Annotated in this window: 11 protein-coding genes; 6 read left to right on the top strand and 5 right to left on the bottom strand. The window is 70.8% G+C overall.

Annotated features, from left to right (window positions below; translation table 11 throughout):
• Window positions 1-181: 181 nt before the first annotated feature.
• From phaR to gluQRS, 3 genes are all read right to left on the bottom strand, one after another.
• Window positions 182-655: a polyhydroxyalkanoate synthesis repressor PhaR gene (gene phaR / locus ACY35P_RS13535; protein ID WP_462116368.1), complete on the bottom strand. Its 474-nt coding sequence runs from the start codon at window positions 653-655 to the stop codon at window positions 182-184.
• A gap of 108 nt (window positions 656-763) precedes the next feature.
• Window positions 764-1,504, bottom strand: a complete 741-nt coding sequence (gene phbB, locus ACY35P_RS13530; RefSeq protein WP_462116367.1) for an acetoacetyl-CoA reductase — start codon at window positions 1,502-1,504, stop codon at window positions 764-766.
• 53 nt (window positions 1,505-1,557) lie between these two features.
• Entirely contained in the window at window positions 1,558-2,433 is an 876-nt protein-coding gene (gene gluQRS, locus ACY35P_RS13525) for a tRNA glutamyl-Q(34) synthetase GluQRS (RefSeq protein WP_462116366.1), read from the bottom strand.
• A gap of 102 nt (window positions 2,434-2,535) precedes the next feature.
• Here gluQRS and htpX point away from each other — a divergent pair, with 102 nt between their 5' ends.
• Window positions 2,536-3,435 carry a protease HtpX gene (htpX, locus tag ACY35P_RS13520; RefSeq protein WP_462116365.1) on the top strand — a complete coding sequence of 300 codons (900 nt, stop codon included), beginning with the start codon at window positions 2,536-2,538 and terminating at the stop codon, window positions 3,433-3,435.
• Window positions 3,436-3,499: 64 nt separating this feature from the next.
• Here the strand turns inward: htpX and ACY35P_RS13515 are convergent, their stop codons facing one another.
• Window positions 3,500-5,578 (bottom strand): EAL domain-containing response regulator, encoded by a 2,079-nt coding sequence (locus tag ACY35P_RS13515; protein WP_462116364.1) that lies wholly within the window; start codon window positions 5,576-5,578, stop codon window positions 3,500-3,502.
• A 141-nt stretch (window positions 5,579-5,719) separates the two neighbouring features.
• Entirely contained in the window at window positions 5,720-6,733 is a 1,014-nt protein-coding gene (epmB, locus tag ACY35P_RS13510; protein WP_462116363.1) for an EF-P beta-lysylation protein EpmB, read from the bottom strand.
• 102 nt (window positions 6,734-6,835) lie between these two features.
• On the opposite strand from epmB, the gene efp reads away from it, so the two are divergent.
• From efp to ACY35P_RS13485, 5 genes are all read left to right on the top strand, one after another.
• The gene (gene efp / locus ACY35P_RS13505) at window positions 6,836-7,402 is read left to right on the top strand and encodes an elongation factor P (protein WP_462116362.1); all 567 of its coding nucleotides are present in this window, start codon (window positions 6,836-6,838) and stop codon (window positions 7,400-7,402) included.
• Between the two features lie 148 nt (window positions 7,403-7,550).
• Entirely contained in the window at window positions 7,551-8,885 is a 1,335-nt protein-coding gene (locus ACY35P_RS13500) for a TRZ/ATZ family hydrolase (protein WP_462116361.1), read from the top strand.
• On the top strand, window positions 8,882-9,595 hold the full coding sequence (ubiG, locus tag ACY35P_RS13495; protein WP_462116360.1) for a bifunctional 2-polyprenyl-6-hydroxyphenol methylase/3-demethylubiquinol 3-O-methyltransferase UbiG: 714 nt from the start codon (window positions 8,882-8,884) through the stop codon (window positions 9,593-9,595). The genes ACY35P_RS13500 and ubiG overlap by 4 nt, the downstream gene beginning before the upstream one ends.
• Window positions 9,592-10,263, top strand: coding sequence for a phosphoglycolate phosphatase (locus ACY35P_RS13490; RefSeq protein ID WP_462116359.1), 672 nt, complete (start codon window positions 9,592-9,594; stop codon window positions 10,261-10,263). Before ubiG ends, ACY35P_RS13490 begins: the two co-directional genes overlap by 4 nt.
• On the top strand, window positions 10,251-10,950 hold a 700-nt coding region (locus ACY35P_RS13485; protein WP_462116358.1), incomplete at its 3' end, for a phytoene/squalene synthase family protein. The genes ACY35P_RS13490 and ACY35P_RS13485, both read left to right, overlap by 13 nt.

The raw sequence follows: 10,950 nt of genomic DNA, 5'->3' as shown, positions 1-10,950 counted from the left end.
CCCGCTGTGGCAGCGGATGGCGCAGCTCGGCGGGGGCCAGCGACCGCCCGAGTTCGCCTCGACGCATCCGGATCCGGCGAACCGCATGCAACACCTGCAGCAGCTGATGCCGCAGGCGGAAGCCTTCTACAAGAAATATTGCTCGACGCCGGCGCGCTGAGGCGTCCGGCCGGGGCGACCGCTACTTCTGCGGTTCGCCCTTGCGGGCGGTGGGCGTGCCCATCGTGCCCGAGAGGTTGTGCTGGAAGTCCTTCCACATCTGCAGGTTGCGCTCGGTCAGCTGGTTCATCAGCGTCCACGGCGTCTGGCCCAGCAGGCCGCCCATCTGCGTGCGGAACTGCTGCTGCTGGTCGAGGAAGAGCTGCATCGACTTCTCGAGGTAGCTGGCCATGAAGCCCTGCATCGAGTCGCCGTAGAACCGGATGATCTGGCTGAGCAGCTGCGTCGACAGCAGCGGCTCGCCGTCCTGCTCGTGCTCCGCGATGATCTGCAGGAGTACCTGGCGCGTCAGGTCGTCGCCCGACCGGGCATCCCGTACCTCGAACTCCTCGCCGTCGATGATGAGCTGGCGAACGTCCTCGATCGTGATGTAGCTCGAGATCTCGGTGTCGTAGAGCCGACGGTTCGGATACTTCTTGATGACGCGGGAAGGCATCTGCGGAAGACCGGAAACGGGATGTCCCGAGAATGACGCAGTGCGCAACGCCACGCAACCGGGCCCCGCGAGCGGCCAGCCGGCGGGCTGACCGCTTCAGCGCGGCGGCTACCAGCCCATGTACTGGCCGCCGTTGACCGCGAGGTTCGCGCCGGTGATCCACGCGGCCTGGTCGGGAATGAAGAAGGACACCGCGTAGGCGATCTCCTCCGGGCTGCCGAGGCGGCCGGTCGGGATCTGCTGGATGATCTTGTTGCGGACCTCCTCGGGCACCGCCATCACCATGTCGGTGCCGATGTAGCCGGGCGAGACCGTGTTCACGGTAATGCCGAACTTCGCATTCTCCTGCGCGAGCGAGATGGTGAAGCCGTGCATGCCGGCCTTCGACGCCGCGTAGTTCGCCTGGCCGTACTGGCCCTTCTGGCCGTTGATCGAGCTGATCTGGATGATGCGGCCCCACTTGCGGTCGCGCATGCCCTCGATCACCGGGCGCGTCACGTTGAAGACCGAGCCGAGGTTCGTCGCGATGACCTCGTTCCACTGCTGCGCGGTCATGCGGTGGAACGTGGTGTCGCGGGTGATGCCGGCGTTGTTCACCAGGATGTCGACCGCGCCGAGGGCCTGTTCGACGTCGCGCACCATCGCTTCGCACTGCTCCGGATCGGCCACGTCGGCCTTGACGAGGTGCACCTCGGTGCCGCGCTCGCGCATCCGCGCCTGCCAGGCGCGCGCCTTCATTTCGTCGCGGTAGTTCGTCGCCACGCGATGACCCATCGCGGCCAGGCGTTCGATGATGGACGTACCGATGCCACCGGTGCCGCCGGTGACCAGTGCTACGCGACTCTGCATGGGCTGCTCCCTCGGCGCGACATGCGCCACGCGACGATTCTAGGCATGAACGCCTAGGGCGATGTGGCAATGCGCGGAATACGCGCGGGGTCGAAGGCCGCGACGGCCTCGCGCAGCCATTCGGCCGGCGTCATGGAACCCGAGATCGGTAATGTCGGCTGCCCGAGTGCGCCCCAGGCGCGGCCCAGCGCGGCGAGCGGGTCGCGGGGGTCCACCGCCGCGTCGCCCTCGGACTTCGACAGCTTGCGGCCGGCGGCATCGAGCACGAGCGGCAGGTGGGCATAGCCCGGCGTCGGCAGCCCCAACGCACGCTGCAGCAGGATCTGTCGCGCGGTCGAGTCGAGCAGGTCCGCGCCGCGGACCACGTGCGTCACGCCCTGCGCCGCGTCGTCGACGACGACCGCGAGCTGGTAGGCCCAGAGGCCGTCCGCGCGGTAGAGCACGACGTCGCCCACGGCCGTGTCCACGTCCTCGACCTGCGGCCCGAGCAGGTCGTCGTCGAAACGGACGCGGCTGCCGTCCGGCACGCGCAGCCGCACGGCGGGCGGGCGAAACGCCTCGGGAGCGCGTACGCAGGCACGGTGCACGCCGCCGGTCGCGGCGAGGTCGGCGCGGCTGCACCAGCAGGGAAACGCCAGCCCGCGGTCGACGAGGTCTTCGAGCGCGTCGCGATACAGCGCCTCGCGGTCGCGCTGGCGCACGACCGGCTCGTCCGCCGTCAGGCCCAGCGCCTGCAGGGCGGTGAGCTGGCGGTCCGCCGCACCCGGGACTTCGCGCGGCCGGTCCACGTCCTCGACGCGGACCAGCCAATGGCCGCCGGCGCGGCGCGCGTAAAGCCAGCTGCCGAGCGCCGCGAGCAGCGAGCCGGCGTGGAGGTCGCCGGTGGGGGAGGGCGCAAAGCGCCCGCGGTAGCCCGATCCCGGACTCACGCGGCTGAAGCGCGGCTGCGCCGCGCCCCGCCGCGGCCTTGAAAAGCGGCCGTGCGCGCGCCACGTTCGACGGGACACCCGAACCCCGACGTGCGGACCGCCATGTTCAAGCGAATTTCCCTGTTCCTCGCCACCAACCTCGCCGTGCTGGTGCTGCTGGGCATCGTCATGCGCCTGCTCGGCATCGACCCGCAGACGTCGGGCGGGCTGCTGGTGATGGCGACGCTGTTCGGCTTCGGCGGCTCGTTCATCTCGCTCATGATGTCCAAATGGATGGCCAAGCGCAGCACCGGCGCACAGGTCATCGAGCAGCCGCGCAACGAGGGCGAGCGCTGGCTCGTCGAGACCGTGCGCCGCCAGGCGCAGGCCGCCGGCATCGCGATGCCCGAGGTCGCCGTGTACGACGCGCCGGAGATCAACGCCTTCGCGACCGGCCCGAGCCGCAACGATGCGCTCGTCGCGGTGTCCACCGGCCTGCTGCGCAACCTCGACCGCGACGAGGCGGAAGCGGTGCTCGGCCACGAGGTCAGCCATGTCGCGAACGGCGACATGGTCACCATGATGCTGGTGCAGGGCGTGCTCAACACGTTCGTGATCGTGCTCGCGCGCGTGGTGGGCCGGCTCGTGGACGGCTGGCTCGGCGGCAACAACCGCGAAGGGTCGGGCGGGCTCGGTTACTTCGCGACGGTCATGGTGCTCGACCTCGTGTTCGGCCTGTTCGCAAGCGTCATCGCGATGTGGTTCTCGCGCTACCGCGAATTCCGCGCCGACGCGGGTGGCGCGCAGCTGGCCGGCCGCGACAAGATGATCCGTGCGCTCGAGAAGCTGTCGCGCTCGTACGGCGAGACGACGCTGCCGAAGCAGGTGCAGGCCTTCGGCATCAGCGGCGGCGTCGCGCACGGGCTCCGCCGGCTGTTCATGACGCATCCGCCGCTCACCGAGCGCATCGAGGCGCTGCGCCGGCTCCCGTCGCAGAATCCGTCGGCGCACGTGGTCGCCTGAGCCCGACGACGCAACGAAAAAAGCCCGCCGATGGCGGGCTTTTCTTTGCCGGGCGCCAGCGGAGTCAGCCGAATTCGTAGTCCATCGCCGTGCTCACGCCGGCGAGGAAGAAGCCCTGGGCGTAGTCGACGCCCGCGCCGAACAGCACCGTCATGCTCTGCGCATCGCGGACATGCTCGGCGATGGTGCGCTTGCCCAGCGCACGCGCCTTGTCGGTAATTTCGCGCAGGCGCTTCTGGTGCTCCGTGCTGGTGCCCAGCTGCTCCATGAACGTGCGGTCGATCTTCAGGAAGTCCGCGTCGAAGTGCGCCAGCAGCTGGAACGAGTTGAGGCCGGCGCCGAAGTGCTCGAGCCCCACCCGCACGCCCGAGCGCGCCGCGCGCGCCTGGAACTCCTGCGCCGCGCGCAGGTTCGTGAACACCTTGGACTCCGGCAACTGCACGACGAGCAGGCTGCCGTCGGCGCCGTGCCGACTGATCTGCTCCTCGATGTGCTTGAGCAGGCTGTCGTCCTGCAGCGAGCTCTCCGTGATCTTGACCAGCAGCGTCGTGCGCTTGCCGCCGCGCATGCGCTCGCCGATGACTTCCAGCGCACGGCCGACGACCCAGCGGTCGATCTCCCACAGAAGCCCGTTCTCCTCGGCGATCTGCAGGAACGCGAGCGGGGCGACGAGCTCGCCCTGGTCGCCCTTCATGCGCAGGTAGGCCTCGTAGATCTCGCCGGGCTCACCGTGCAGGCTCACCAGCGGCTGGTAGGCCATGGTGAAACGGTCGGAATCCAGCGCGTCGCGGATGCGGTTGACCCACGCCTGCACGCGCTCTTCCTCGGCGCGGTCGGCGGCGCCCGGGTCGAAGATCTCCGAGCGGTTGCCGCCCATGCCGATCGACGACTGCACGCCCTGCGTGGCACGCGCGAGCACCGCGGTGACGCTCGCGATCTTCTCGCCGATCTGCACGCCGCCGATGCTGATGGTGCCGTTGAGCGACCGCGTGCCGACTTCGAGGACGTGCTCGGCGAACGCGTTGCGCACCTGCTCGGCGAGCGCCTGGGTGACCTCGTGGTTCGCACCGCGGACCAGCGCCGCGAACTGGTGCTCGCCGAAGCGGGCCAGCACGACGTCCTCGGCGACGCTCTCGCGCAGGCGGCGTGCGCAGGCGGCGACGAGGTCGTCCGCGGCGTCGAGGCCGATGTCCTGCAGCAGCCGCGCGTAGTAGTCGGGCTCGATGAGCAGGAAGCCGTGGTGCGTCGAGTTCTGCGCCGCGTCGGCGACGGCGTCCTCGAGCGCTCGAAGGAACGTCGGGCGGTTGAGCAGGCCGGTGGCCTGGTCGCGCTGGCGCAGCTCCTCCACCTCGCGGGCGAGGTCGGGATCGAGTTCCTGCCGCCGCAGCACCAGCTGCAGGCAGTGCTCGCCCTCGTACATGGCCGGCGTGAATTCCATGACCGCCGGGAACTGGTTGCCCTCCAGCGTGCGCGCCTCGACTTCAACGCGCGGGGGCGGCGGCTCGCCCTTGGACAGCTTCTTCAGGATCGCCTTGAAGGCCTCGACGTGCGACGGCGCGACCATGTCGAGCAGCGACATGCCCTCGACCTCGTCGAACGTCTCGTAGCCGAACATCTCGAGATAGGCCGAGTTGGCCCGGATGTGCATGCCTTCGTGGACATAGGCGATCGGGTCGCGCGAGGACTCGATCAGCGCGTCGCAGCGGCGCTCGGTCTCGCGGACCTGGAACTCGAGCTTGCGCAGGGCGCGCCGCGCCTCGAGGTCGGACCACTCGGTCTGCACGATGTTGACGAGGTGGTCGTTGCGGCGGCGGAGCACCACGCCGCGGGCGCCGAGGCCCATCGCCTCGAGCACGCCGGCCTCGTCGATCTCGTCGACGAGCACCAGCACCGGGAGGTCCTTGCCGCTGCTCGCGACCTGCTGCAGCACCGAGGTGGCGGGCACGAGGCCGGCCTGGCGGGCGACGAGGATGAGGTCGGGGGACTGGTTGCCGATCTGGTGGACCAGCTCGTCGAGGTTCTCCGGCCGGGACGGGCGCACCGCGATGCCGGCATTGCGCAGCGCGCTCACGACGGCCTCGGCCGCCTCCACGCTGTCGTCGACGATCAGAAGCCGGAGCGCCGCATCTTTCCCGAACTGCATTCCCACCTCCTCGCGGTCGCGCCTTTATGACATGCCCGGGCGCCGGCCGTCATCCCCGAACGGTCGAAACCGGCGGACGGATGGCGATCGGTGTCCCGGTATCGACCGCTCGAGGCGGAACCTGAGCCGGCGCCGGTCGCCTCAGAGCGGGCGCTTGCCCGGATCGCCGGCGACCTCGCGCACGAGCCGCGGCACGAGGTAGCCCGAGAGCCGCGCGGCCAGATCGCGGTGGAGCGCGCGGGCCTCGTCGTCGGGAACCTCGAAGTGGGCGGCGCCCTCCACGCGGTCGAGCTGGTGCAGGTAATAGGGCAGCACGCCGGCCCGGAACCCGCGCTCCGAGAGGTCGGCGAGCGCGTCGACCGTGTCGTTGACGCCCCGGAGGAGGACGGCCTGGTTGAGCAGTGTCGCCCCGGCGGCGCGAAGGCGCGCGAGCGCCGCATCGACGTCGGCGTCGAATTCGTTCGCATGGTTCGCATGCAGCACCACGGTGACCGGCCACGGCAGGGCCGACAGCCAGGCGACGAGGTCGGCATCGACGCGCTCGGGCAGGACGACCGGCAACCGGGTATGCACGCGCAGGCGCCGGATGTGCGGCATGCGCGCGAGGGCGTCGGTGAGCTCGGCGAGCTTGGGCGTCGACAGCGACCACGGATCGCCGCCGGAGAGGATCACCTCGTCGATCGCCGGATCGGCTTCGATGAGCGCGAGTGCCTCGGCCCAGCCGCCGGCCGCGGCGGTCTCGTCGCCGTAGGGAAAATGCCGCCGGAAGCAGTAGCGGCAATTCACCGCGCAGCTGCCCGTGGCGACCAGCAGCGCGCGTCCGCGGTACTTGCGGATGACGCCCTGCCCGGCGCGCGCGAGCCCGTCGCCGACGGCATCCGGCACGAAGCCCGGCATCGGCCGCAGCTCGGCGTTCAGCGGGAGCACCTGGCGCAGCAGCGGGTCGTGTGGATCGCCGCGTCGCATGCGAGCGACGAAGCCGCGCGGCACGCGCATCGCGAACGTGGACGCCGCGGCCTCGGACATGCCCGTCGCCCGCGATTCGAGCCCGAGCAGGGCCAGCAGTTCGCGCGGATCGCGCACGGCGTCGCGCCAGAGCGCCTGCCAGCGCGCGGGCGCCGCCGGGTGCGGCGGGGGGAGGGCAGCAGGTATCATTGCGGGCTGATCCGATCGATCCGCCGGCCCGTCACGGCCCGGCTCGAGCCCATTCTAGCCGGCGCCCGCGGCCCGGCCCGCACACCCGCAGGAGTTTTTCCCATGGCCAGCCTCGGCATGAACGACGTCAAGACCGGACAGAAGATCCTGGTCAACAACGACCCGTGCGTCATCACGGAGACCGAGTACGTCAAGCCGGGCAAGGGCCAGGCCTTCACCCGCATCAAGTACCGCAACATCAAGAACGGCCGCGTGGTCGAGCTCACGATGAAGGCGACCGACAGCCTGGAAGTGGCCGATGTCGTCGACACCGACATGCAGTTCCTCTACTCCGACGGCGAGTACTGGCACTTCATGAACCCGGAATCGTTCGAGCAGGTGCAGGGCGACAAGGCCGGCATGGGCGGCGCCGAGAAGTGGCTGAAGGGCGAGGAGGAGTGCGTCGTCACCCTCTGGAACGGCACGCCGATCATGGTGCAGCCGCCGAACTTCGTGGAGCTCAAGATCGTCGAGACCGATCCGGGCGTCCGTGGCGACACCTCGGGCGGCGGCGGCAAGCCGGCCACGCTCGAGACCGGTGCCGTCGTGCGCGTGCCGCTGTTCGTCAACCAGGACGAGACGATCAAGGTCGACACGCGCTCGGGCGAGTACGTCAGCCGCGTGAAGTGAGTCATCGGCCGACCGGGCGACCGGTCGGTACCATGTCGAAGCCCGCGCACCGACGCGGGCTTCGTCGTATCGGGAGCCGCTGGCGCGGCGGTAACGCGCCCGCGCCTAGGCTTCCGGACCGGAAGGGCGAGGTGGACGGATGGGCGAAATGACCAGCGAGCGGTGCGACGTCTTGATCGAAGCCGGTTGGGTCGTGCCGGTGGAGCCGCACGGCGCGGTCTGGGCCGACCACGCGGTGGCGGTGCAGGGCGACCGCATCGTCGCGATCGGCCCGACCGCCGAGCTGCGCGCGCGCTTCGAGCCCGTCGAGGTGGTCTCGCGCCCGGGCTCGGTGGTGATCCCCGGCCTGGTCAATTCGCATACGCACAATCCGATGACGCTGCTGCGCGGCATCGCGGACGACCTGCCGCTGATGGAATGGCTGCAGGGCCACATCTGGCCCGTCGAAGGCGCGGTGATCGGCCCCGATTTCGTGCGCGACGGCGTGACGCTCGCCATCGCCGAGATGCTGCGCGGTGGCACGACGTGCGCCAACGAGAACTATTTCTTCCCCGACGTGCAGGCCGAGACGTACAAGCGGCACGGCTTCCGGGCGCTGGTCGGCCTGCCGGTCATCGACTTCCCGACCGCCTGGGCGAAGGACGCCGACGAGTACTTCGGCAAGGCCGCGGACGTCCATGCGGCATGGCAGGGCGACGACCTCGTCGGCACCGCCATCGCCCCGCATGCGCCGTACACCGTCAGCGACGCCAACTTCGGCCGCGTGCGCGACTTCGCGGCCGAGCGCGACGTCCGCATCCACCTGCACACGCACGAGACGGCGCAGGAGATCCGCGATTCGATCGCGCAGTTCGGCGTGCGCCCGCTCGCACGCCTCGATGCCCTCGGGTTGGTTACCGACCGCCTCATCGCCGTGCATATGACGCAGCTCACCGATGACGAGATCGCGCTCTGCGCCGAACGCGGCGTCTGCGTGGCGCATTGCCCGGAATCGAACCTCAAGCTCGCGTCGGGCTTCTGCCCGGTCTGCAAGCTTCAGCGCGCGGGCGTCACCTTCGGCATCGGCACCGACGGCTGCGCGAGCAACAACGACCTCGACATGGTCGGGGAAACGCGCACCGCCGCGCTGCTTGCCAAGGCGGTCGCGGACGACGCCTCGGCGCTCGATGCGGCGAGTGCGCTGCGCGCGGCCACCCTCGGCGGCGCGGTCACGCTCGGCCTCGGCTCCAGCATCGGCTCGATCCGCGCGGGCAAGCAGGCCGACCTCGTCTGCATCGACCTCGACCAGATCGAGACGCAGCCGCTGCACCACGTGATCTCGCAGATCGTGTACGCGACCGGCCGCCACCAGGTGACCGACGTCTGGATCGCCGGCCGCGCCAAATTGCGCGACCGGATCCTCGTCGACATGGACCTCGACGCCATCCGTGCGAACGCGCGCCAGTGGCGCTCGCGCATCGCCGACATCCGGGCCCCGAAATGACCACGCAGACCGTCGGCAATTTCCGCCAGTCCGAACTCGACCGCTTCGGCGCGCTGGCCGCGCGCTGGTGGGATCCGCAGGGCCCGCAGAAGCCGCTGCATGCGCTGAATCCGGTGCGGCTGAAATACGTCGCGGACCGCGTGCAGCTCGCGGGCGCCAAGGTACTCGATGTCGGTTGCGGCGCCGGCCTGCTGAGCGAGGCGATGGCGCTCGCCGGTGCCGACGTCACCGCGCTCGACCTCGCGCCGGAACTCGTCAAGGTCGCGCGCCTGCATGCCATGGAGAGCGGCGCCACGCTCGACTACCGCGTACAGCCCGTCGAGGAGGTCGCGGCGGCCATGCCGGGCGCATTCGACGCCGTCACCTGCATGGAGATGATCGAGCACGTGCCGGATCCGCAGGCGGTAATCCGCGCCTGCGCCGACGCGCTCAAGCCCGGCGGCCGGCTGTTCGTGTCCACCATCAACCGCACGCCGGCGGCCTTCGCACTGGCCATCGTGGGCGCGGAGTACGTCGCGCGCCTGCTGCCGAAGGGCACGCACCAGTACCGCGACTTCGTGCGTCCGGCGGAACTCGGCGCCTGGCTGCGCGGCGCCCATCTCGAACTCGAGGACGTCAGCGGGCTGAAGTACATGCCGCTCGCCAACAGCGCCCGGCTGTCGCGCCGGACCGACGTCAACTACATCGTCAGCGCGCGCAAGCCCGCATGAGCGACGCCCGGTTCCCGAAAGCCGTGCTGTTCGACCTCGACGGCACGCTGCTCGACAGCGCGCCCGACATGCTCGCCGCCGTCAACGCGATGCGCATGGCGCGGAACGCGGCGCCCATGGCGCTGGACGAACTGCGCCCGCACGTCTCGAAAGGTGCGCGGGCGATGGTCGGCGCTGCGTTTCCCGACGTCGACGCGTCGACGCGCGATGCTTGGATCCCGGAATTCCTCGACCACTACCGGCGCGAGCTCGGCCTGCATGGCCGGCCGTTCGACGGCGTGGAAACGCTGCTCGCCGCGATCGAGGCTGCCGGCAGCCTGTGGGGCATCGTCACCAACAAGCCCGAATCGCTGGCGGTTGCGCTGATGCCGCTGCTCGGCTGGCAGCAGCGGTGCGCGGTGCTGATCGGTGGCGACACGCTGCCCGCGCGCAAGCCCGATCCGCTGCCGCTGCACGTCGCCGCCGAGCGCATGGGCCTGGTGGCCGCCGACTGCGTCTACGTCGGCGACGACGAGCGCGACATCGCGGCCGCGCGCGCAGCCGGCATGCGCTCGATCGTCGCGCTGTGGGGCTACCGGCTCGATGGCGACGATCCGCTGGGGTGGCAGGGCGACGTCCTGCTGGACTCGCCGCGCGACATGCTCGATCCGGCGCGGTGGATGCCGTGACGGACGGGCCTTCGGACGCGTTCCCGGCCGGGGATCCTGCCGCGTTCGTCGCCAAGTGGCAGGGCGCGTGGCCCGAATGGCCGCTGGCGCGCGGTTTCGTACCCGCGGCTACCCACGCCCGCGCCCAGGCCTGGGAGGCGCTGCAGTTCGAGTGGCAGGAAGCGGCCTGGGGCGGCGGCGACGCGCGCCCGGGGGAGGCCAAGCTGGTGTGGTGGGCAGATGAGCTCGCCGGCTGGGCACAGGGCCGACGGCGGCATCCACTCGGCAGCGTGCTGCAGCGCGAGCCTGCGCCGTGGCGGGATGTAGCGTCGTCGCTGGCGGCGCTCGTCGCGACCCGCGGCGCGCCCAGCGATGCCGCGAGTGCCCGAGAGGCGCTCGCGCCCGTGGCTGCGGCGATCGCGGACGCCGAATGCGCGCTGCTGGGCGGGGCGACGGACGCGCGCGCGGTCACCGCCGGTTGGTTGCACGCGCGGCTTGCCCGGCACCCGGACGCGGCCGTCCCGACGAGCCTCGGTTCCGGTGCAACGGGCCGGGCCGCGTGGGCGCGTGAACTCGGCGCGTCATGGCCGACCCGTGAGGGCGCTCCTCCCGCGCGTGGCGTGATGCTGGCCCTCGCAGGCGCCCGGCTCGCCCGCGGCGATGCCGCGGCGCCGCTTCCGCCGTGGCGCGCGGTGTTCGCCGGTTGGC

This window comes from Lysobacter xanthus (assembly GCF_047159895.1).
The sequence above is the reverse complement of the archived record's forward strand: the minus strand, read 5'-3'. Positions and strand labels throughout refer to the sequence as shown.